Below are 21,008 nucleotides of genomic sequence, written 5' to 3'. Positions count from 1 at the left end.
CCGCCAGGCACGTTTACCGGGGCCGTTCCACGCGGCGGAAGCGCTTCCAGAGCTGCTTTTGCCTTGGCCGGTCCGCTTCGCGCTGAGCCGCCAGGAATCCTCTCGCATAGGCCGCGCCGGCCGCCACCGCCTCGTGCCTGTGCTGAAGCTTGCTGAGCAGGCCATCGGCCACCGCGACATCGTTGCCCCAGCCCAGGTCGTCTTGCAGGCGTGACAATGCCTTGTGATACCCGCGCAATGTCTTCTGCGGCAGCAAGGACGCAAAGAACTCGGTCGCGTACCGCAGCTTCTTTGCCGCGATACGGGCTCGATGCCGGTGCTGCGCGTCCAGCTTGTGCAGTCCCCGGCCCCTGCGCACCAGCTTGCGATGCCGCTTGCGCAGCGTGTCGCGCGCGAATTTGGTCACGGGCGCCGCCATTGCCTTAGACGGCTCCTGGTCGTTGCGCCACGCTGCCGAGGCCACCCACCGGTTCAGCTCGATGGCAAGCTTCGCGTAACGGGAAGAAGAGACCGCTTCCGCCGCAGCCAGCCGCCGCTGCGCTGCGATGTCCTGGGCACGTTGCCGCACGCGGTCCAGGTCGGCCTGCGTACTTTCCTCCGCCACGATCTTCGGGAGCGTCGAGTGGGCAAGGACTTCCCAGTCCCTGGACTCGCCAAGCTCCCCGGCGATCCACTGGATCTCGTCCTGGAGTGCGTCCGGACATGCCAGGACCGGCGAGAACATATCCAGGGCGGAGCGAAGCCGCCGCAGCCCCACACGCATCTGGTGCACGCCCTCGGCCGAATGTCCCGATGCCACGGCAGCTTCGTTGCCGTGTACCTGCGCCAGGCAGTTCTGCGCAATGCTGCGGAAGGCGGCTTCCACGCTGTCTTTCGGATCCAGCTCGAGCGACGAGGCGCGTACGGCCGCCAGCTTCTCGCACACCAGCAGGCCGTAGCCGCGATCGCCCTTGCTCATGAAGCTCAGACGCAGCGGCACCACTTGCAGGATCTGCGCGGCCAGCGCATAGAGATGGGCGGGATCGCCCTCCTTGAGTTCCATTTCGAACTCGAGCAAGGGCTGGCTGGCTTCGCCCGCACTGACCACGCCCCGGTCGATCGCCAGCTCGACTTCGTCTCCCTCTGGCAGCTTCAGCGGGACGACGGTGCGACTGACGTCAGCCGAGAACACCGGCGCCAGCCGCTTGTCCAGCCCGTTTGCGTCAAAGATCCTTCGGACACAGGCGTCCTTCGGCACCAGCTTGTGCAATTTCGCCGTATCGGGCTGCCAGCCGGCGACTGGCGATTCATATTCCTCGCGCTGGAACATGCCGGCACCACGCTCGCCCACGGACTTCAGTGTCTGGACAAGGTGGTCACCGTCATTACGCACGCGCAGGGAAGCATTGCGCCGACGCAGATCCAGTTCCGGCGTGTCGAAGTACTGGCTTTTCAGCGCCGCCTCGCGCCGTTGTCCGTCCTGCATGGACTGCAGCAGCGGCAGATCCCGTACGCGACCGGCCTGGTCGGCCGACAGTTCAAACTTTAGTTCCCGCTCCATGGCGTCACCTCCATGAAGTAATGTTAGGCGTCATGCGCGCTTGCGCCAGTCCAGGCCGTGCGACCCGTCACCCGGCGCTTGCCGGATGCGACGCCGCAAAGCGCAGCGCCATCGCGGGATGGTGTGCAGCATCAGTAACATGCATCACCTTCCCTACGCCACCAGCTTGTTGAAGCTTTCTTCCAGCATCGCGCACCAACCAAGGTGCCGTGGATCCCGATGACACCCACTTCCGCGGCTGCCAGTAATACGGCGAGCCAGACTTTCTCCCGGCCAGTAGCCGCCACATGCATCGGGCTGCCGGTCACCCGCATCGGAGAGGAGCCGCTCTTCCAAATCTAAGCAAGCCTACGCATCGCTGATGGCGACGTCTTTGCAGATTTGGACGCGCGGTCACCAACCCGAGCGCGCGGTAACGCGCGCATTCGCTGCCGGTACTCCGGCAGGCGCATTGAATTCACATTGGCGCCCCCTCTCGGGACTCCCGTCCATCCTTGCGGATGGAATCGCCAATCACACCGCCCGATAATCTGAACGGGGCCCGAGCAGGGCAGATGGGAGCAGTCCACAGCGTCGCCGACTTGCGTCAGCAGCCGCCGCAGACCGTTTTGACAGGCATTCTCGTCGCGCAGGTGGCAGGTGCCGCAGCCCGGGCAATCCCACTCCCGAATTGCGGGCGCTATCCCGCCCTCGACAACGTGACCACACGCATGGCACGTTCGCGTGGTGCCGGTTTCATCCAGCACCAGCGCATGCTTTCTGGAGCGCGTCGCGACCCACGAGACAATGTCCTTGAATGCACCGTGCATCGTTCTGTTTCTTACCGCGCGGTTGTATTTGCGGCCCTTGCCGTGGTTGGTGTTCTCCGGCACGTAGTTGCCGATCCCAATCACGTCGTAGTGCCTGCAGAGCTGGTTCGCCAGCGAATACATGAAGTGCTTTTTCTGTTCTCGCACTTTGGTTTGCATTCGCTCCACAGCGTCGTCCAAACGCTTCCAGCGGCGACTGGGACGCCAATGCGTCGACACCGTGCCATCGCCGTGGACGGTATCTACCCACAGCGACTTTGCTATGCACCGGTCACGCAGACTCGTTAGCCGATCGAGAATGCGCTCCGACTCCTTCAACTTCTCAAGATTGGACAATTCGAAGGCGCGCCCCTCAGTATCCAGAGCGTAGCCAAAGTTCTTCAGGTTCGGATCGATGTAGACCACGCGCGTGCCGCGTTGCCTGGCCTTCTTCTGCCCCTTGAACGTGAACACAGCGAAATAGCGGTCGCGGCCCTCGCGGACGATCCGGCAAGTGCGAGCGCTCGCGATCTCCTTGGGTGTCTTCTCCATCTTCAGGCGCAGCGACAGCCGCTGTCCTTGCGCGTTCGCGCCGAACGACAGGTTGAGCCAACCGAACTGGGAAACATTCCAGCCTTTGCCTGGCTCGTCGTATTCCAGGCTCATCCAGTGCTTGGCCCATGCCTTGTACTTGACCCAGCCCACGTCTGGGCCGCAGCGCTGTCCATTCTTCGACTTTCGATGCGAGGCAATGGCCTTGGCCATGCGCAGCGCGACATTCTTCAGCGGTGAAGAAAACACGCAGCGCAAGAACGGATGACGCTCCTTGAGCGGCGGCACGAGGTTGCGAAGCCCGATCTCGGAATAGACCTCCGACAGGAGCTTCTTGGTTCGCGCCTCATCAAGATAGCCATAGCCGCCGACGATGGACAACTCCGCCATGCGCGTCTCGACTTCGTCCTTGAGTCGATTCCATAGCCAGTTGCAGATTTTGGATTGCCCGTCGAGCTTGCCCGCAGCATCAGCGTCCACCACCAGACGGACCTTCCTCGCGAACTGGATAGTGGTGGGATCAGCCCTCTTGAATGGCATCTGCAGCCTCTTTCAGGGCTTTCATGGCGTGACGATTCTCGTGGGAACGGCTGCCATAGAGGCGCGCCGAAAAGACGGTAATGATCTCAAGCACGTCGCAGGCAAGATCCTCCTCATACGTCGAATCGCCTTTGGCATTGATGATGACGACTTCCGTTCCGAATTGCTCGCACAGAGCAAAAACGAGCTCTGCACCAAATCGCAAGAGCCGGTCCTTGTGTGTGATGACAAGCCGATCAACGCCTCCGGCACAGATACGTTTGAGCAGTTGCTTGAGGCCCTTCTTCTCATAGCTCATGCCGGAGCCGAGATCCCGGATGAGTTCGAAGGGCCATCCCTTCGCAGCGCAGAACGACTCCAGCACCTGGCACTGACGCTCCAGATCGGCCTTCTGGTCGTGGCTGGAAACGCGCGCATAGGCGAGCGTAGTACGCCCGCGCTCTGCTTCCTCGACCTTCTTGCCGGCCAACTCCATTAGAGCGGTCAAATTATAGCGACGATGACCACCCGGAGTCCGATCGGCGGAGATCTTCCCGTCGAACTCCCATCGGCGAAGCGTGCCAGGGTGGATGCCCAGCATCGCGCACGCCTCCTTCATCGTAACTTTAGCAAGTATGAAATAATTACACACCTATAAGCAGTTTACAAGGGGCTGCTCACTTGCCCCAGTCAGGCGGTGCTCTTCTTGCTGAACTCTTCACCGTTGATACGGCTTGAAATGCTGATATTTTCGGAGGGATGTTCGTGCAGGATGACGTTGATGATCTTCGGATCCGATCCGATCGAATCGTGCGTGACCTGGATAATGTCCCGGATCTCCTGCGTCAGGCCGGCTTTAATGTGGCATTCAATGAATGGCAAGATTGTCTCCTTGAGTCTTTTACTTCAGGCGGCTGATCAGTGCTCTGTCGTTGGCCGCGCCTTCGACGTATTCCGGCAGATGCTCGCCGTGCTCGACGAAGTTGATGCCTCGGCCTTCACGAATCACGAAGAAGATGTCGTCCTTCGTCTCTCCGGTCGCCTTACTCACCACGCGTAGCAGGCCCTCCGCAAGCTGCCTCTTCTGCTCGTCGGTCCTGCCGAATCGCATGTCACAAGAAATAAGGGCCATCTGTTTCTCCTGAGCCGGTTTCTTTACTGAATGCCCGGGTGCTTCGCCGGGAACTTTGGTGCCGGACTCACCTTCGCCATGAGTTCCATCAACTCAGCAATCGAATGCTCATCCAATGCAGAGACCAGATGAATGATCTGGCCTCGAAGCGCTTCATCAGCGTATGGCTCGCTCAGCCAATGGAATTTCTCGACCGTGCGATCCCAGCTGAGGGGATTGTCGAGGCCGCCTTCACTTCAGACTGCATTGCAGAACAGCCTCGTCAAATCTTCAGTCGACTGCCTGAATCGCATCCCGTGTCTGCTGCAATCGCTTGCCAGCTTTGCTCGCATTGCAGTACTTTGTTCTGCAAGTCGGCCTCACCTCCGATCGGGAGTACGAGTCGGCCTGGGAAACTAAAGGAGACACCCCAATGCACACGCCTGTGGTCCAGTTTCATTTCGACTTTGGCAGTCCCAATTCCTACTTCGCCCACAAAGTCATCCCGGCAATTGAACGAAGGACGGGCATCAAGTTTGAATACGTGCCGATCCTGCTGGGCGGCCTGTTCCGCCTCACCGGCAACCGCTCACCGGCGGAAGCGTTTGCCGGCATCAAGAACAAACCCGAGTACGGCAGGCTCGAGATCAAGCGCTTCGTGGAAAAACACGGGCTCGCTGCCTATCGATATAACCCTAATTTTCCGGTCAATACGCTGCAGATCATGCGCGGCGCCGTAGCGGCAAGGCTTGACGGCTGCTTTGAGCCTTACGTTGAAGCGGTCTTCGCTGCCATGTGGGAGCAGGAAAAGAAGATGGACGATCCGGCGGTGATCGAGCAGGTGCTGCGCGATGCCGGCCTTGCCGGGGGGCGCATCCTTGAGCGGATCAATGAACCGCCCGTCAAGGAGACACTGCTCAGGAATACGCAGCAGTCTTTCGAGCGCGGCGCTTTCGGCTCCCCCACCTTCTTCGTCAATGACGAGATTTACTTTGGGAAAGACAGCCTGCGCGATGTCGAAGAGGAAATTGAGCGCTGCAAGGCAAGCTGACTGCCCTAAGGCAACCTGACTTTGCGCGGTGGCAAATGGAGGACATGGTCCGTCCTGCTGCCGCGCGCCGCTCACGCCGGACTTCCAGGTCGGCCACGAGAATCGGTGTACCAACGCTGGCGCCCGGATCCCTGCTCCCGAGTTGGCGTGGCGTGGATCAACCGCTGCCTTTCCCGAACTGTCTCTGTTCAAGCACCGCCTTCTCTCTCGCCATTGCGGACACAGCATAGCGCCGATATTGCTCCATGCTCATGTACGTGGGTTCCATATCGTAGTGCGTCAGCGTCTCCCTGAAGTTCGCGGCTTGCATCGCCCGCTTGAACGCGTCATGCAGCGTGGCGAGAACCGGCGTCGGCGTGCCCTTTGGTGCGGCCAGTCCCCACGGGGACGACTGCACGATATCGATCCCCGACTCTTTCAGGGTCGGCACGCCGGGAAAGCGCGCCGCGCGCCGTTCGCCCCATACCACCAGTAACCTGAGTTTTCCGCTTTCCACATAATGAACTCAGCCGGAGGTCTCGGCCGCGGACTGCACATGGCCGGCAAGCAGCGCCAGCAACGATTCACTGGTTCCCTTGTAGGGCACATGATGAGCTTTAGTCCTGCCTCCCGCGCGATCTGCTCCATGGTCAGATGGTTGGTGGTAAGCGCCCCGGGCGTGCTGTATGTCAATTCGCCGGGATGTGCCCTGGCGTAAGCGATATAGTCGCCCAGCGTCTTGATTGGCGACGGTGCCGGCACGACGATGCCGAAGACATAGCCTGTCAACCCGATGTGTACCCAAGGTCCAGCGGATTCCAGTTGATGCCGGTGGTGTAAGGCAGCCGGAATACCCCTTGTGGGATCACCGCAATCGTATAGCCATCCGGCTTTGCGGATTGCAGCATCTGCGCAGGCAGCACGCCCGCCGCGCCCGGCTTGTTCTCGATGACGGCAGGTTGCCCGAGGATCCCCGCGGCATTCGCCGCGAGCACGCGCATCGGCACGTCAGTGGAGCCGCCGGGCGGAAAGCCCAGCAGTATCCGGATCGGCCGGTCCGGGTAGCCCCGGTCGGATTGCGCATTTGCCACGGCCCATACCGCTTGTAGCGCACTGCCTGCGACACAGGCCGCGCCCAGGTAAGCGAAATGACGCCTCTTTATGACAGCCTCCTCTCGTTCTTGTTGACTCTCGGGGGGGGCGCCCGAAACCAGGAGGCGGCGCCAGACGGCACCACCTTTCAGGCGGCGATCAGGAGCAATCGATCACCACGCCTCGATCCAGGGGCGCAGATCGAGTTCGTGTGTCCATGCGTCGCGCGGCTGCTGGTGCAGCATCCAGTAGGCATCCGCGATATGTTCCGGGTTGAGAATGCCGTCGCGGTCCTTCAGCGCATATCGGTCCGGGAAGTTCTCCCGAATGAATTCCGTATCGATGGCGCCGTCGATCACAGGATGCGCGACATGGATGCCCTTGGGTCCAAGCTCCTTGGCCATCGACTGGGCCAACGCCCGCAAGGCATGCTTGGCGCCGGCAAACGCGGCGAAGCCGGCCCTGCCGCGCAGACTGGCGGTCGCGCCGGTAAAGAAAATCGAGCCGCGGCCGCGCGGCAGCATGACCCGGGCCGTCTCCCGGCCCATCAGGAAACCGGCAAAGCACGCCATCTCCCAGACCTTGTAGTACACGCGGACCGTGGTATCGAGGACGTCGAAGCGGACATTGGCGCCGATATTGAAAATGGCGACTTCGATCGGCGCGATATTCGTCTCGATCTCCCGCACCAGGGAAGCCATTTCCTCCTCTTTCCGGGCATCGGACCCAAAGGCATGGGCCATGCCGCCTTCAGCCTCGATCTGAGCGACTAGCGGCGCGAGTTTGTCGGCGTTGCGACGTGTGACACAGGCGATATACCCCTCGCGCGCGAAGCGCCGGGCGATGGCGCCGCCGGTTGCGTCACCGGCGCCCACCACGAGTACGGCTTTCCTGGCATTCATCACGGTCTCCTTTTTGATTTTTGCGGAACAATGTGCTGCATTGCGGTTCATCATGGTGGAACACCGTCAGCGCGTCAACGGGAAATCCCCATTATTCGCCGAGATTTTGCTGCTTTCGCAACCGCGTAGCGGGATAATAGACTGCATTGCAGTTTAAACAAGGAGACAAACCATGATGGACCGTCACCCAGCAGGACTGCGCTGTCGCCGCATCCATGAGGTCATTGCCCCATGGGTCAAGAGTATCCCCGACAGCCTGGCGCTCAGGGACCGCGACCACGCCCTGACCTATGCGCAACTGGACATGGCGACCCACGCTGCCGCCGAGCAACTGCGTCAGCTGGGCATCGAGCCGGGTGACCGGGTGCTGCTCGTAGCCGAGAATTGCGCAGCGCTCGCGGTACTCGCCCTGGCCGCCAGCCAGTGCGATGCCTGGGCCGTCGTGGTGAACGCACGCTTGTCGGCGCGCGAGATTGATACCTTCATCGAGCATTCCGGCGCGCGCCGCGTCCTGTACGCCGCGCAGGTGTCGCAGGACGCAAAGGCGCACGCGCCGGTGCGACGATGTCCGCCTGGTCATGTATCGGTGAGCTTGCGGTGGGGCCCTTGAACCCCTTGGCCCGCGCGGAGCCGGTCAGCGACGACCCGAAAGGCCAGGTTGCCGCCATGATCTACACCTCGGGCACCTCAGGCCAACCCAGGGCGTCATGCTGACGCACGCCAGCCTGCTGCATATGGCATCGCTGTCGAGCCAGCTGCGCCGGCTCAGTCCCAGTGACACCGTCTATGGGGTCCTGCCCATGGCCCATGTCGTCGGGTTGTCGTCGCAGCTGATCGGGTCACTGGCCTGCGGATGTTGCCTCCAACTTGAAGAACGATTCTCGCCGGAAGCGCTGTGCGCCATGCTGCGGGACCGCAGGATTTCCGTGCTGATTGGTGTGCCAGCCATGTATGCAAGGTTGCTCGACTGGTGTGCCCACACTGGCACCACCTTCGCGGATCATGGCCTGCGCGTTCTCGGCACGGCAGGATCGCCGCTCACCCCGGAACTGAAGCAGGCGGTGGAAGACGCCTTTGGCATGACGCTGCAGAACGGCTACGGGCTCACGGAGATGTCGCCGACCGTGGCGCAGACACGCCTGGAGTCGCCGCGCGAGGATTGCTCGGTCGGCACGCCGGTCCCGGGCGTGGAAATCCGTATCGTGGATCTCGCCAGTCGAAGTGACGTGGGGCGCGGCGGGGTAGGCGAACTCTGGGTCCGCGGCCCGAACCTGATGAAGGGCTACTATCGCGCCGAAGACCTGACGCGCGCGGCGATCAATGCCGAAGGCTGGTTCAACACCGGAGACATGGCGCGCCAGGCCGAAGACGGAGCCCTCTACATCGTCGGGCGGACCAAGGAACTGATCATCCGCTCGGGCTTCAACGTGTATCCCGTGGAAGTCGAGCAGGTGCTGAACAGCCATCCGGCCATCGTGCAGTCTGCCGTGGTCGGCCGGCCGGTGAGCGGCAACGAAGAAGTCGTCACATTCGTGGAAGTGGCCGCCGGCATGACGCTGGAGCGCGAATCCCTGATGGTCTATCTCCGTGCGCGGCTCTCCCCATATAAGGTGCCTTCGGAAATTCGTGCCATGACGCCGCTGCCGGCCGCGGCCACCGGCAAATTGCTCAAGCACGAAATCACACAGCTGGCGCTACGGCAGGCGGACGCGCGGCAAGTGGTTCTGTAAAAGGCTACAACGGCGCCAGCGGTGCGTGAGCCCTTTTCAAATTGTGCTAGTTTTGTCCGTTCTCGATCGTTACTCACCCGATGCAACACGCGAGCGGCACCGGGCTTTCATGGACAAGGCATGGATGCCTGTCGTGCCACTCACGGAGGAACAGCCAGTATGGCAACCAGGAAAAAGACTGAGGACAGGATGGTGCCTGTGGACGAGCCCGAATCCGAGGACAGCGCGGCGGAAGAGAGCCAGGACAGGCATTTCGTGACCGCTCTGGCGCGGGGGCTTGAAGTGCTGAGCTGCTTTCGCAGTGGCGACAGCTTCCTGGCCAACCACGAGATTGCCGAGCGCTGCGGGCTGCCGAGATCCACGATCACGCGGCTGACCTACACGCTGACGAAGCTGGGTTACCTGCACCTCGTTCCGGAGAGCGGAAAATACCGGCTGGGCACCGCCACCGCCGCACTGGGCAGCTCGATGCTGATCAACCTGGACGTGCGCCAGGCGGCCAGGCCGTTCTTGCAGAGACTAGCGGCCGAAACGGGCGCCGTTGTGGCACTGACGACGCGGGACCGGCTCTCCATGCTTTACCTGGAATGCTGCCGCAGCACCACTATTGTGACGCTGAGCCTGGACGTCGGCTCCCGCATTCCGCTGGGCACTACCGCAGCAGGGCGGGCACTGCTGGCTGCCCTGCCTGCCAGCGAGCGAGCGGACCTGATGGAGCGGCTTTGCGCGCTCGACGAAGCCAACTGGCCTGCCATCGAGAACGGCATCCTGCAGGCCTTGGAGGAATATCGCACCACGCGCTGCGTCACCGCGGCTGGTAGCTGGGTCAGGGAAGTGCATGGCATCGCCACGCCGATATGGCCCGGCCGTGGACTTCCGCCGATGGCAATCAGTGTGGCCGGTGCCGCAGGCTATTTTCCCGTCGCGCGCCTGCACGAGGAAATCCGTCCCAAGCTGCTTGAGACGGTCCGGGAAATCGAGCGCAGCCTCGGGCAAGGCATGCGTGAGCCGCAATCCGAACGAGGGGCACTGAGTCCCTCGCTCTGATTCATGGCGCGGACGTCAGAACAACTGCTTGTTCGCGTCGTAGTGGACCACGATCTCGTTCATAGCGGCGAGCAGCGCCTGCGCGCCACCGGGAAGCGCCTGCTCGATCGCGCGCATATAGCCCAGCAGCTGGTTCTTGGCCATCTCGGCGACTTCCATCGTGATGCCTTCGTCGTCGTGAAGAATGACATAGGAGCGCGCGAACCCATACACCAGGAAGTAGGCGGCTGCATGCGACGAATCGCTCTTCATCAGTGCCCGCATGCTCTCCTTGACCCTGAGGAAGGCATCCGTGCCCGGTACGCTTGCATTGAACTGCTCGGTGACAGTGCTGAACGTCATAGTGGTCATCGCTGGTTTTGAAGAAGGAGGAGGGAACGAACTGAATTCAAACCTGCTGGAGCATGCGCCGCAATAGCGCCGCACCGTCAGCCCCCTTGTAGGCTCGCTGCCACAGGGACTCGACCATGTGCGTGTACAGGACAACGGCTTCGGGTGCGGCGGTCACGGAGGCGATGCCGGACGAGATGTTCGGGAACTCGCCGAAGCGGAACGGGCTGACCGCCACATAGGACCCGCTCGGGCGCTCGAAGACCTGGAAGGTCGCGTTCGGCATGCTCTCGTCGACGATGCCGATCTGCAGCCCGATGGGCTGCTTCTCCAGCAGCTCGGCAATGCGCTCGACCTCCGCACGCGCCGCGAGCGACCGCTCCATCCTGGTGGCAGGCGGCAGGTCCATCTTGCCGACGAGGCCGAAATGGACGAAGCGCTCCAGTTCGCGCAGCCCGATCAGGCTGACGATGGGCGCAGGACTCGACACGAACGAGCGCTTGCGCTCCTGCAGCAGCTCCATCATGGCCCGGATGCGCTTGTCATCGAGGTGGTCGCCGCTTTCCCGCAGCATCTGCTCCAGGTAGCGGTCGTAGTCGGGAGAGGTGAGCAGGAAGGAGATGGGCTCGAAGTGCGCCAGGATCCGGGTCGCGCCCTGTTCCAGCTGGCGCATGCGCTCGATATAGGCCAGCGCGGATGGATAGTATTCCGTCCCCGCCCCCAAAAGGGACGCGAGCGAGGTGTCGAGGATGCCCGCCAGCTTTTCCAGCGTCTCAATTTTTACAATCTCACCCTTTTCCATCCGGTAGACCGCGGCACGCGAGATCCCCAGCACTTCGGCGATTTGCTCGGCACGCAGCTCCGCGCCCAGGCGATAAGCCCGAAGGCGGGCGCCAATGGCCTCGAAATCGATCATTCCGGCTGCGGTGGCACGACGATCCATCACTGTCTCAATAATTAGATTGCTGTCACTATAGCACGCGGGCGCGGTCCAGCAATGGCCTCTTCTTGCGGACTCGGGGATACCCTGATCTCTTCAGAAATTCCTTGTCATGGCTACGGATAGCGAATAGTCTAAAAAAATAGATCTACACTGTACGACTCCCCTATTACACGACGCAGGTCGGCTACCGGACGCAGAAGGAGTGGTTTTTAGATGCTATCAGTCTAAAAAAGGAGACAGACATGACAAAGCATCCGCCCTCCGCGCCAGCATCCCACTCCCCAGGCGCCCGATAAGCCCCAACCGCAGCAAGCCACGACTACGATATCCAGAGGACTTTTCCCCATGGAAGCAAACGCCAAAGCATCGATGGCCCCCGCCGGTGCAATTCCTGAAGAAAAGACGTCGCCCTACGCCTGGAAGGCACTGGCCGGGTCAGCCATTGGCTATGCCATGGACGGCTTCGACCTGCTCATCCTGGGCTTCATGCTGCCAGCCATCAGCGCTGCGCTGCTCCTGAACACCAGCCAGTCCGGCGCGCTGGTGACCTGGACACTGGTGGGCGCCGTCGCCGGCGGCATCATCTTCGGCTCGCTCAGCGACCGGTACGGCCGCGTGCGCGTGCTGACCTGGACCATCGTGCTGTTTGCGGTGTTCACCGGCCTGTGTGCGTTTGCACAAGGATTCTGGGACCTGCTGATCTACCGCACCATCGCCGGTATCGGCCTGGGCGGGGAGTTCGGCATCGGCATGGCGCTGGCGGCCGAAGCGTGGCCGGCCAGCAAACGGGCGCGCGTCTCATCCTATGTCGCACTGGGATGGCAGGCGGGCGTGCTGATGGCGGCACTGCTCACACCGCTGCTGCTGCCGGTCGTCGGCTGGCGCGGCATGTTCCTGATCGGCGTGCTGCCGGCCTTCGTTGCCTGGTTTGTGCGCAACCGCCTGCACGAGCCGGAAGTCTTCGTGCGCTGCACCAAGACCGAGAAGAAAGCCAACGCCTTCAGGCTGCTGGTCGCGGACAGGCGCACTACGCGGACCAGCCTCGGCATCGTCATCCTCTGCTCGGTCCAGAACTTCGGCTACTACGGCATTATGATCTGGCTGCCGACGTACCTGTCGAAGACGCTTGGTTTCTCGCTGACCAAGTCCGCACTGTGGACCTCGGTGACCGTTGTCGGCATGATGATCGGCGTCTATCTCTTCGGGCACCTGGCCGACCGCATCGGCCGCAAGCCGACCTTCCTGATCTTCCAGGCGGGTGCCGTGGCCATGGTCCTCACTTACGCAAAGCTGTCGGAGCCGACGACGATGTTGTGGGCAGGCGCCGTCATGGGCATGTTCGTCAACGGCATGATCGGCGGATACGGTGCGCTGATCTCCGAGGCGTACCCGACCGCCGCCCGCGCTACCGCGCAGAACGTGCTGTTCAACATCGGCCGGGCAGTTGGCGGCCTGGGCCCCATCGTGGTCGGCGCGCTCGCTGCCACCTACTCGTTCCAGGTCGCGATCGCCTTGCTCGCCAGCATCTACTTGCTGGACATGCTTGCGACCTTCTTCCTTATCCCTGAACTCAAGGGCGTCGAGCTGGAATAACAGCACGCAATGCCGCCCTCCCATTGCGCGAGCGCGGCAGTTTCAAATCAGCAGGAGTCATCATGTCAGCAACCGTGTGCGGTGGGCGCGGCAGCGCCACCGTCGCTTCCTATCGTTGCCGGGTAGTCGAGCACTACTGGGTCAACCAGCGCTACAAGTACATTCGCCTGGAGTCGGATGCGCCGATCGCCACCATGACCTGGCCCGGGCAGTTCTACCAGCTCAAATGCCCCAACACCGTAGACGAGGAGCCGTTCCTGCTCCGGCCCATGAGCGTGTATGGCGCCGGCCCCGACGACGGCACCATCGAATTCCTCTACAACGTGACCGGCGTCGGCACGCGTGCCATGTCGACCCTGCTGGTCGATGGCGAGATGGATATCGTGGGCCCGCTAGGCAATACCTTTACTTTTGCCCCGTCCTTCCGGCGCATCCTGGTCGTGGCCCGCGGTGTCGGCCTGGCCACGATGGCACCTCTGATCCGGCAAGCCGCGGCCGCAGGCGTCGCCATCACTGCGGTGATGTCGGCGCGCAGCCGCGACGACCTGATGGAGAAGGAGTTCCTGCGCGGCGCTGCCGCCCAGGTCCACACCGTCTTCGACGCTGACGGTACGTCTTCGGTCGAAGCCGTTGAAGTGCTGCTGCGCGAGCTGATCGACGCACAGCGGCCCGATGCGGTCTACACGTGTGGCTCGCATCGATTGTTGATGCTGCTCCAGCGCATCCTCGGCGACTACCCGGCCGTCAGGGGCGAGGTGGCGATGGAGCAACGGATGGCCTGTGGCATGGGCGTATGCCTGTCCTGCGTGCGTCTGTTCGACTGTGACGGCGACAAGCGGTTTCTGCGGGTCTGTCGTGAAGGCCCGGTGTTCCCGATTCGCGAAGTCGTTGGGGAGGTGGATTTTGGCTAATCTGACTGTACGGGTCGGCGACCTGACGCTGCGCAATCCCGTGATGCCCGCCTCCGGCTGCTTCGCGATCGAGTACCGCGAAGCGATGGACCTCAACCAGCTTGGCGCCCTGGTGATCAAGAGTGTTTCCCCGAAATCCCGCGCCGGGAATCCCACGCCCCGCGTTGCCGAAGTCCACAGCGGCATGCTGAACTCCATCGGCATTCCAAGCAACGGGCTCGACTACTACCGCAGCAGCGTGCTGCCGCCTTACACGCAATTCGACACGCCGGTCGTGGTCTCGATCTCCGCCGACACCGCGGAAGAGTTCGCGCTGGCATGCGAGGAGATGTCGCTGCCGGAAGTCGCGGCCATCGAGGCCAATATCTCCTGCCCCAACCTAGAGGCCGACGGCATGGCGTTTGCCATGCTGCCGGAGACCACCTACAAGGCAGTCGCCGCGATCCGCCGCCGGACCAGGCATCCGTTCTGGGTAAAGCTGACCCCGAACGCCAGCAATATCGCCGCCGTGGCGCGCGCCGCCGAGGACGCTGGCGCCGATGCCATCGTCATGGGCAATACCGTGCTCGGGATGGCGATCGACATCCGCACGCGCAAGCCCAGGCTTGGCAACGTTATGGGCGGCATGTCGGGTCCTGCCATCAAGCCCATCGCGCTACGCCTGGTCCACCAGTGCTATCGCGCCGTGCGCATTCCCATCATCGGCTGCGGGGGCATCCAGAATGCGGATGACGCCGTGGAGTTCATGCTTGCCGGCGCCAGCGCGGTTCAGGTGGGCACGGCTTCGTTCCGCGACCCTGGCGTGATGCAGAAGATCATCGACGGGCTCCATGCCTATTGTGATGAGACGGGAACCGCGGCGATCCGTGACCTCACCGGACAGGTGAAGCTCGACCGTCAACTGAGCGACCGCTGGTTGCGCTTCGCGCAGCAGTCGGGCTGAACAGGACCCTCTCCCCTCAATGCTGGACATGTCATGGATATTCAGGAATTGAAGCCCGTCGCGGAACAGCTCTTCCGGGACATACGCGAGCTATCGTTTGACGGCGTTGGCGTGACGCGCGACAGCTACGGTGCGGGGGAAGCGGCCGCAGCCGAATACCTGCGGCGTTTCGCTGAAGGTCATGGCCTGCGCGTAGAAGCCGACCGCGCGGCCAACCTCGTATTTCGACTCCCGGACTCGGAGACGGGCGCGCCCGCGGCCTGGGTCGGGTCTCACATGGACTCCGTGCCCAGGGGCGGCAACTACGATGGCCTCGCGGGCATCGTGGCCGGGTTGCTCTGCCTGCTCGGCCAGAAGCAAAGCGGGATGTACTCGCCGGTGCCGCTGAAGGTGATTGCGTTCCGCGGCGAAGAAAGCGCCTGGTTCGGCAAGGCCTATATGGGCTCGGGCGCCGCGCTCGGCAAGCTGACAGCCGACGACCTGGCACTGAGCCATCGCCAGACCGGCCAGACGCTCGGCGCAGCCATGGCTGCCGCGGGCGCAGACGTGCAAGCGGTCATGAACCAGGTGGTGCTGTTCGATAAATCCGCCGCTGCGGCCTATCTCGAACTGCATATCGAACAGGGGCCGGTCATGATGGCGCGCCAGCTGCCGCTGGCCGTAGTCCCCGGCATCCGCGGCAATGTCCGGCACAACCGGGTCACCTGCGTCGGTGAGCCGGGGCACTCCGGCGCGGTGCCGCGCTGGCTGCGCAAGGACGCGATGTTCGCGGTGGCGGACCTGATCACGCGCCTGGACGAACACTGGAAGGTGCTGCTGGAACGCGGCATCGACCTGGTAGTGACTGCCGGCATCGTGTCCACCAGCCCGGAAGAGCATTCCATTTCCCGCATCCCCGGCACCGTGCACTTCAGCTTCGAAGCCCGCAGCAAGAGCGCCGAGACGCTCGAAGGCTTCTATCAGTTGTTCCGCACCGAATGCAAGGCGATCGCGCGGGACCGGGGTGTTCGCTTCGAGTTCGACCGCCGTATCGATGCCTCACCCGCCGTGATGGACGGCAGGCTCTCCGACCTGCTGACCGACCAATGCAAGCGGGAGAACCTCCCCACCGAACTGGTACCGAGCGGCGCCGGCCACGACGCGTCATTGTTCGCGGTTGCCGGCATCCCCACCGGCATGCTGTTCGTGCGCAACGAGCACGGCTCGCACAACCCGGACGAAGCCATGGACATCGACGACTTCATGCTGGGCGTCAAGGTCCTGTCTAACACCATTGCGAGCCTTTAAGGCCGGCACGAAGTCCAATGCCTGAGACCCTGACCATCCGCCGCCCCGACGACTGGCACCTCCACCTGCGCGACGGTGACACGCTTGCCGCAGTGCTGCCCCATACGGCACGGCAGTTCGCCCGCGCCGTCGTGATGCCCAACCTGAGGCCGCCGGTGACAACGATCGCGGCTGCCATCGCCTATCGCGGACGTATCCTCGCGGCACTGCCGCAGGGTGCAGCCTTTACGCCGTTGATGACCCGCTACCTCTGCGATAGCACCAGCCCTGAGGAGATCCGTGAAGGCTTCGAGGCAGGCGTCTTTACCGCCGTGAAGCTGTACCCGGCCGGTGCCACGACCCACTCGGAGTACGGCGTGACCTCGATCGACCGCGTGTCGGCCGTGCTCGCCACCATGCAGGAGCTTGGCATGCCCCTGCTGATCCATGGCGAGAGCACCGACCCGGCGGTGGATGTGTTCGACCGGGAAGCCGAGTTCATCCACCGCACCTTGCGCCCGCTGCTTGCGGCGTTTCCACGGCTGAAGGTCGTGCTGGAACACATCACCACCAAAGACGCGGCCAACCTTGTCATGCGCGATGACAGCGCAAGGCTGGCGGCAACCATCACGCCCCAGCACCTGATGCTGAACCGCAATGCCATGTTCACCGGGGGCATTCGCCCGCACTATTACTGCCTGCCCGTGCTCAAGCGCGAGCAACACCGCCTCGCGCTGCGGCGGGCGGCGACATCAGGCTCCCCGTTCTTCTTCCTCGGCACGGATTCGGCGCCCCACGACACTTCCGCCAAGGAGGCCGCCTGCGGCTGTGCCGGGATCTTCAGTGCCCCCACGGCATTGGAGGCCTATCTCACCGTGTTCGAGGAGGAGAACGCCCTGGCACAGTTCGAAGGCTTCGCCAGCGAGCACGGCGCACGCTTCTACGGCCTCCCGCTCAACGAAGGCACCGTCACCCTGCACCGGACCCGTACCCGCGTCGCCGGATCGGTCTCCCTTCCCGACGGCGAGCGCATCCAGCCGTTCCTGGCCGGCGAGACGCTGGAATGGACGCTTGCATCGCCTAGTCTGTAGATATCACCAAGCTGCAGGGAGCCCCTGATGAACACCCCCACATTCCGCATCGAATCCGACCTGCTAGGCGAGCGCGACGTGCCCGCCGACGCCTACTACGGCGTCCACACGCTCCGGGCCGTCGAGAATTTCCAGATCTCCGGTACGCCGATCTCGGCCTACCCCAACCTGATCCTTGCACTGGCAGCGGTCAAGCAGGCCGCAGCGGAGGCCAACGCCGAGCTTGGGCTGCTGCCTGTCCCACTCAGGGATGCGATCATCGCGGCCTGCCACGAAGTGCGTGAAGGCAAGTTCCACGACCAGTTCGTTGTCGACACCATCCAGGGCGGGGCCGGGACCTCGACCAACATGAACGCCAACGAGGTCATCTGCAACCGTGCCCTGGAGATCCTGGGCCACAAGCGCGGCGAGTACGCTTACCTGCACCCCAACGAACACGTCAACATGGCGCAGAGCACCAATGACGTGTATCCCACCGCGCTGCGCATCGCGACGTTCTTCGCCATCGGGCATCTGCTCGAAGCGATGGAAGTCCTGCGGGCTGCCTTCAACGACAAGGCAGTGGAGTTCGCCGGCCTGCTCAAGCTCGGCCGCACGCAGTTGCAGGACGCCGTGCCCATGACCCTGGGCCAGGAGTTCTCCACTTACGCCGTGATGCTGGAAGAGGACATGGCGCGTCTGCGTGAAGCCTCCGCGCTGATTCGCGAAGTCAATCTCGGCGCCACCGCCATCGGCACCGGCATCACCGCCCACCCGGATTACGCCGCCAAGGCCACCGCGGCCTTGAGCCGGATCACGGGCATCGAACTGCTCACCGCCCCGAACCTGGTGGAGGCAACCCAGGACTGTGGCGCCTTCGTGCAGATTTCCGGGGTACTGAAGCGCATCGCCGTGAAGCTGTCCAAGACGTGCAACGACCTGCGCCTGTTGTCGAGCGGCCCGCGCGCGGGCTTTGGCGAGATCAACCTGCCGCCGATGCAAGCCGGCTCCTCCATCATGCCGGGCAAGGTGAATCCGGTGATCCCCGAAGTGGTGAACCAGGTTGCCTTCGAGGTCTTCGGCAACGATACGGTCGTGACGTTCGCCGCGGAAGCGGGGCAACTGCAGCTCAACGCGTTCGAGCCCGTGATTGCCGCGAGCCTGTTCCGCAGCTTCAAGCATCTCACCAACGGCTGCTTCACCCTCGCGGAGAAATGCATCAAGGGCATTACCGCGAACCCTGAGCGGCTGCGGGAAACGATCGAGCGCTCGATCGCGCTCGTCACCGCGCTGAACCCGATCATCGGCTACAAGAACGCCACTGCGGTGGCAGCCGAGGCCTTCGCCAACAACACCAACATCCGGGATGTGGTGCTGCGCCGCAAGCTGATGACAGAAGCCGAGCTCGATGAAGCCCTGCGCCCCGAAGCATTGACGCAGCCCCGGGTCTATCCGTCCAACCCTCCGCGCGAGGGCGGTCCAGCCAGATGAGGAGGCGGTTTGGCTGCTCGCATCGAGGCCCGCTTGCGCATGTCCTTGCGTTCCTAAGCCAGCGCCATCTCCCCCGCCATCGCCAGCTGCCAGCTAGGCGGGCTGCCAAGGCTCGCCGTCAGGTGCGTGCAGAACGCCTTGACCTTGGCGCTGGCGTGCTGCGTGGCGCGCAACAGGTAGATGCCCCCCTGCGCTTGCGGCAACAGCCCGTCGAGCATGAGTTCCACCAGACGGCCCGCGCCGATATCCGGGCCCACCGACCAGTCAGGCATCAGCGCGATACCGAGCCCCTGGAGCACGGACAGCCGCCGGGCATCACAGTCATCGCACTCGAGCGCAAAGGTTGCCTGTGCGCTGTGCGCCGGCGTCAGCAATTCCCGCCAGCCGCGCATGCTGGTGCTGTGGCCACGATCGATCAGGCGGTGCCGCCTGAGTTCATCGGCATGGACGGGGCGCCCGTGTTGCGCCAGGTAGGCCGGGGTCGCACAGATGATGTAGCGCTGATCGGAGATGCATCGTGCAATCAGCGAGCTGTCGGCCTGCTGGCCGACACGTATCACGACGTCGAAGCGTTCCACCACGGGATCCACCACGCGCTCGGTCAGCGCAAGCTCAACGGTCAGGCGCGGGTACTGCGCGTAGAGCGCGCCCAGGTGCGGCACCACGTGGCGCCGGCCGAAGGCGGGAAGACAGGCTACCCGCACCAGGCCGCTGACGCCCTGCTCCAGCGCGGTGACGGCGTCGCGCGTGTCGCTGAGTTCATGCAGGATGCGTGTGGCGCGCGCGAACAGCAGGTCGCCGGCGTCGGTGCGGACCAGCGCCCGGGTGGACCGCGTGAACAGCGGCACGCCGAGCTCCCGCTCCAGCGTGTCGATCTGGCGGGCGACCGACGACGCAACCATGCCGCGCTGGCGGGCCACGGCCGAGAAGCTGCCGGACTGCGCGACTTCGACAAAGATGGCCAGGTTTTCGGCGAATCGGGCGGATTCCATTTTTGCAATCCTCGCAAAGGCGTTGCGCGAGCACATCAGCTTCCCGCGTTTATGGCGGCGAGTTTAACATCTGACTGGCCAACGCAACCGGCGAGCTTGGCGCATTAAGCAAAAGTGGCGCGCCGGACATATCAAGACCGACAACGGAGCGGATCCCGATGGAGACACCTGCAGCAACGACGACGATGCCCCCCGCCCTGCGACGCCTGGCGGCCGCTGGCATGCTCGCCGCGACGATGGCCGCGCCGGCCGGCGCCCGCGCCGAAACCTGGCCAGCCAAACCCCTGACGCTGATCGTGCCCTATGCGGCTGGCGGCACCGTCGACAAGGTCGCGCGCCAGGTCCAGGACGGACTGCGCAAGCGGCTGGCGCAGCCCGTGATGATCGACAACCGCGCTGGCGCAGGCGGCACCATCGGCACCGGGCAAATCGCACGCAGCGCTGCGGACGGCTACACCATCGGCATGGTGTTCGATGCCTTCGCCACCGAGCCTTATGTTTATCCCAAACTGCCTTACGCCTCGCACAAGGACCTGACCGGCGTCTCGTACATGGTGCGCTCGCCAATGGTGCTGGTCGTCCCCGCCAGTTCGCCTTACAAGACGCTGCAAGACTACGTGGCGGCGGCGAAGAAACCGAACGCCGTGTCCTACGCGTCGGTGGGCGCGGGCAGCTCCAACCAGCTGGTGGCCGAACTGTTCCATGAAGCGGCCGGCACCAGCGGCATCCATACCCCGTACAAGGGCGGCGGTCCGGCGATCAATGACCTGCTCGGCGGCCACGTCGATTCGATGATCGCCAGCCTGCCGCTGGTGTTGCCGTACGTACAGGCCGGCAAGCTGCGCGCGCTGGCCGTGACCGCGCGGCAACGCGATGCGCGCTTGCCATCCGTACCGGCGGTGGCCGAAGCCTACAAGGGATTCGAGGCCTATTCCTGGGTGGCGATGATCGCGCCGGCAAAGACGCCGCCGAACGTGGTCGGCAAACTCGCGGCCGAGGTCAACGCCACGCTCCGCGATCCCGCGCTTGCCAAGGTACTTGCCGACGGCGGCTTCGAAGTCATTGCGGGGGATGCCGCGCAGGCCAACAAGCTGATCCAGGAAGAATCCGCACGCTGGGGCCGGCTGATCAAGGCTCGCCATATCGCAACGGAATAGG

20 protein-coding genes and 1 pseudogene are annotated in these 21,008 nt (G+C 63.4%); 11 read left to right on the top strand and 10 right to left on the bottom strand.

What is annotated here, in order from left to right; translation table 11 throughout:
* Positions 1 to 13: 13 nt before the first annotated feature.
* The 5 genes from K307_RS08270 to K307_RS08250 all read right to left on the bottom strand — a co-directional run bounded on the left by K307_RS08270 (position 14) and on the right by K307_RS08250 (position 4,531).
* Positions 14 to 1,540, bottom strand: coding sequence for a CYTH and CHAD domain-containing protein (locus K307_RS08270; protein ID WP_042877532.1), 1,527 nt, complete (start codon positions 1,538 to 1,540; stop codon positions 14 to 16).
* A 338-nt stretch (positions 1,541 to 1,878) separates the two neighbouring features.
* Positions 1,879 to 3,420, bottom strand: coding sequence for an RNA-guided endonuclease InsQ/TnpB family protein (locus K307_RS08265; RefSeq protein ID WP_051974763.1), 1,542 nt, complete (start codon positions 3,418 to 3,420; stop codon positions 1,879 to 1,881).
* Positions 3,401 to 4,018, bottom strand: a complete 618-nt coding sequence (locus K307_RS08260) for an IS607 family transposase (protein WP_042877531.1) — start codon at positions 4,016 to 4,018, stop codon at positions 3,401 to 3,403. Before K307_RS08260 ends, K307_RS08265 begins: the two co-directional genes overlap by 20 nt.
* A gap of 71 nt (positions 4,019 to 4,089) precedes the next feature.
* Complete coding sequence (locus K307_RS08255; RefSeq protein WP_042877530.1) at positions 4,090 to 4,281, bottom strand: tautomerase family protein; 192 nt, start codon at positions 4,279 to 4,281, stop codon at positions 4,090 to 4,092.
* 19 nt (positions 4,282 to 4,300) lie between these two features.
* On the bottom strand, positions 4,301 to 4,531 hold the full coding sequence (locus K307_RS08250) for a tautomerase family protein (protein ID WP_042877529.1): 231 nt from the start codon (positions 4,529 to 4,531) through the stop codon (positions 4,301 to 4,303).
* A gap of 412 nt (positions 4,532 to 4,943) precedes the next feature.
* On the opposite strand from K307_RS08250, the gene K307_RS08245 reads away from it, so the two are divergent.
* Entirely contained in the window at positions 4,944 to 5,561 is a 618-nt protein-coding gene (locus K307_RS08245; RefSeq protein ID WP_042877528.1) for a 2-hydroxychromene-2-carboxylate isomerase, read from the top strand.
* Positions 5,562 to 5,718: 157 nt separating this feature from the next.
* Here K307_RS08245 and K307_RS08240 read toward each other — a convergent pair.
* Together K307_RS08240 and K307_RS08235 are read right to left on the bottom strand one after the other, a co-directional pair.
* Positions 5,719 to 6,703: pseudogene (locus K307_RS08240) on the bottom strand (tripartite tricarboxylate transporter substrate binding protein).
* Between the two features lie 102 nt (positions 6,704 to 6,805).
* The gene (locus K307_RS08235; RefSeq protein WP_042877527.1) at positions 6,806 to 7,534 is read right to left on the bottom strand and encodes an SDR family oxidoreductase; all 729 of its coding nucleotides are present in this window, start codon (positions 7,532 to 7,534) and stop codon (positions 6,806 to 6,808) included.
* Between the two features lie 172 nt (positions 7,535 to 7,706).
* Between K307_RS08235 and K307_RS49310 the strand changes: the two genes are divergently transcribed.
* From K307_RS49310 to K307_RS08225, 3 genes are all read left to right on the top strand, one after another.
* Entirely contained in the window at positions 7,707 to 8,144 is a 438-nt protein-coding gene (locus tag K307_RS49310; RefSeq protein ID WP_230625593.1) for an AMP-binding protein, read from the top strand.
* Between the two features lie 97 nt (positions 8,145 to 8,241).
* Entirely contained in the window at positions 8,242 to 9,264 is a 1,023-nt protein-coding gene (locus tag K307_RS08230) for a class I adenylate-forming enzyme family protein (protein ID WP_230625591.1), read from the top strand.
* A 159-nt stretch (positions 9,265 to 9,423) separates the two neighbouring features.
* Entirely contained in the window at positions 9,424 to 10,311 is an 888-nt protein-coding gene (locus K307_RS08225) for an IclR family transcriptional regulator (RefSeq protein WP_329955820.1), read from the top strand.
* A gap of 15 nt (positions 10,312 to 10,326) precedes the next feature.
* On the opposite strand, the gene K307_RS08220 is transcribed toward K307_RS08225, so the two are convergent.
* Complete coding sequence (locus tag K307_RS08220; protein ID WP_042881631.1) at positions 10,327 to 10,653, bottom strand: hypothetical protein; 327 nt, start codon at positions 10,651 to 10,653, stop codon at positions 10,327 to 10,329.
* Between the two features lie 46 nt (positions 10,654 to 10,699).
* Positions 10,700 to 11,557 (bottom strand): helix-turn-helix domain-containing protein, encoded by an 858-nt coding sequence (locus K307_RS08215; RefSeq protein ID WP_230625589.1) that lies wholly within the window; start codon positions 11,555 to 11,557, stop codon positions 10,700 to 10,702.
* Between the two features lie 372 nt (positions 11,558 to 11,929).
* Between K307_RS08215 and K307_RS08210 the strand changes: the two genes are divergently transcribed.
* The 6 genes from K307_RS08210 (at position 11,930) to aspA (ending at position 18,858) form a co-directional block, all read left to right on the top strand.
* Complete coding sequence (locus K307_RS08210; RefSeq protein ID WP_042877525.1) at positions 11,930 to 13,177, top strand: MFS transporter; 1,248 nt, start codon at positions 11,930 to 11,932, stop codon at positions 13,175 to 13,177.
* Between the two features lie 62 nt (positions 13,178 to 13,239).
* Positions 13,240 to 14,088, top strand: coding sequence for a dihydroorotate dehydrogenase electron transfer subunit (locus K307_RS08205; RefSeq protein WP_042877524.1), 849 nt, complete (start codon positions 13,240 to 13,242; stop codon positions 14,086 to 14,088).
* Positions 14,081 to 15,031 (top strand): dihydroorotate dehydrogenase, encoded by a 951-nt coding sequence (locus K307_RS08200; protein ID WP_042877523.1) that lies wholly within the window; start codon positions 14,081 to 14,083, stop codon positions 15,029 to 15,031. The genes K307_RS08205 and K307_RS08200 overlap by 8 nt, the downstream gene beginning before the upstream one ends.
* 33 nt (positions 15,032 to 15,064) lie before the next feature.
* Positions 15,065 to 16,318, top strand: coding sequence for a hydantoinase/carbamoylase family amidase (locus K307_RS08195; RefSeq protein ID WP_042877522.1), 1,254 nt, complete (start codon positions 15,065 to 15,067; stop codon positions 16,316 to 16,318).
* 17 nt (positions 16,319 to 16,335) lie between these two features.
* Positions 16,336 to 17,388, top strand: a complete 1,053-nt coding sequence (gene pyrC / locus K307_RS08190) for a dihydroorotase (RefSeq protein WP_042877521.1) — start codon at positions 16,336 to 16,338, stop codon at positions 17,386 to 17,388.
* Positions 17,389 to 17,415: 27 nt separating this feature from the next.
* Positions 17,416 to 18,858, top strand: coding sequence for an aspartate ammonia-lyase (gene aspA / locus K307_RS08185; protein ID WP_042877520.1), 1,443 nt, complete (start codon positions 17,416 to 17,418; stop codon positions 18,856 to 18,858).
* Positions 18,859 to 18,911: 53 nt separating this feature from the next.
* Here the strand turns inward: aspA and K307_RS08180 are convergent, their stop codons facing one another.
* Positions 18,912 to 19,850, bottom strand: a complete 939-nt coding sequence (locus K307_RS08180) for a LysR family transcriptional regulator (protein ID WP_042877519.1) — start codon at positions 19,848 to 19,850, stop codon at positions 18,912 to 18,914.
* 185 nt (positions 19,851 to 20,035) lie between these two features.
* Between K307_RS08180 and K307_RS08175 the strand changes: the two genes are divergently transcribed.
* Positions 20,036 to 21,007 carry a tripartite tricarboxylate transporter substrate-binding protein gene (locus K307_RS08175; RefSeq protein WP_042877518.1) on the top strand — a complete coding sequence of 324 codons (972 nt, stop codon included), beginning with the start codon at positions 20,036 to 20,038 and terminating at the stop codon, positions 21,005 to 21,007.
* The last annotated feature ends 1 nt before the right edge of the window (position 21,008 follow it).

It is taken from the genome of Cupriavidus necator A5-1 (genome assembly GCF_000744095.1).
Taxonomy (GTDB): Bacteria; Pseudomonadota; Gammaproteobacteria; order Burkholderiales; family Burkholderiaceae; genus Cupriavidus; species Cupriavidus necator_A.
The sequence above is the reverse complement of the archived record's forward strand: the minus strand, read 5'-3'. Positions and strand labels throughout refer to the sequence as shown.

What these genes read in the sequence shown, in the direction of transcription:
- K307_RS08270 (WP_042877532.1), bottom strand. Translation starts at nt 1,540, where the DNA reads ATGGAGCGGGAACTAAAGTTTGAACTGTCGGCCGACCAGGCCGGTCGC.
- K307_RS08265 (WP_051974763.1), bottom strand. Translation starts at nt 3,420, where the DNA reads ATGCCATTCAAGAGGGCTGATCCCACCACTATCCAGTTCGCGAGGAAG.
- K307_RS08260 (WP_042877531.1), bottom strand. Translation starts at nt 4,018, where the DNA reads ATGAAGGAGGCGTGCGCGATGCTGGGCATCCACCCTGGCACGCTTCGC.
- K307_RS08250 (WP_042877529.1), bottom strand. Translation starts at nt 4,531, where the DNA reads ATGGCCCTTATTTCTTGTGACATGCGATTCGGCAGGACCGACGAGCAG.
- K307_RS08245 (WP_042877528.1), top strand. Translation starts at nt 4,944, where the DNA reads ATGCACACGCCTGTGGTCCAGTTTCATTTCGACTTTGGCAGTCCCAAT.
- K307_RS08235 (WP_042877527.1), bottom strand. Translation starts at nt 7,534, where the DNA reads ATGAATGCCAGGAAAGCCGTACTCGTGGTGGGCGCCGGTGACGCAACC.
- K307_RS49310 (WP_230625593.1), top strand. Translation starts at nt 7,707, where the DNA reads ATGATGGACCGTCACCCAGCAGGACTGCGCTGTCGCCGCATCCATGAG.
- K307_RS08230 (WP_230625591.1), top strand. Translation starts at nt 8,242, where the DNA reads ATGCTGACGCACGCCAGCCTGCTGCATATGGCATCGCTGTCGAGCCAG.
- K307_RS08225 (WP_329955820.1), top strand. Translation starts at nt 9,424, where the DNA reads ATGGCAACCAGGAAAAAGACTGAGGACAGGATGGTGCCTGTGGACGAG.
- K307_RS08220 (WP_042881631.1), bottom strand. Translation starts at nt 10,653, where the DNA reads ATGACGTTCAGCACTGTCACCGAGCAGTTCAATGCAAGCGTACCGGGC.
- K307_RS08215 (WP_230625589.1), bottom strand. Translation starts at nt 11,557, where the DNA reads ATGATCGATTTCGAGGCCATTGGCGCCCGCCTTCGGGCTTATCGCCTG.
- K307_RS08210 (WP_042877525.1), top strand. Translation starts at nt 11,930, where the DNA reads ATGGAAGCAAACGCCAAAGCATCGATGGCCCCCGCCGGTGCAATTCCT.
- K307_RS08205 (WP_042877524.1), top strand. Translation starts at nt 13,240, where the DNA reads ATGTCAGCAACCGTGTGCGGTGGGCGCGGCAGCGCCACCGTCGCTTCC.
- K307_RS08195 (WP_042877522.1), top strand. Translation starts at nt 15,065, where the DNA reads ATGGATATTCAGGAATTGAAGCCCGTCGCGGAACAGCTCTTCCGGGAC.
- pyrC (WP_042877521.1), top strand. Translation starts at nt 16,336, where the DNA reads ATGCCTGAGACCCTGACCATCCGCCGCCCCGACGACTGGCACCTCCAC.
- aspA (WP_042877520.1), top strand. Translation starts at nt 17,416, where the DNA reads ATGAACACCCCCACATTCCGCATCGAATCCGACCTGCTAGGCGAGCGC.
- K307_RS08180 (WP_042877519.1), bottom strand. Translation starts at nt 19,850, where the DNA reads ATGGAATCCGCCCGATTCGCCGAAAACCTGGCCATCTTTGTCGAAGTC.
- K307_RS08175 (WP_042877518.1), top strand. Translation starts at nt 20,036, where the DNA reads ATGCCCCCCGCCCTGCGACGCCTGGCGGCCGCTGGCATGCTCGCCGCG.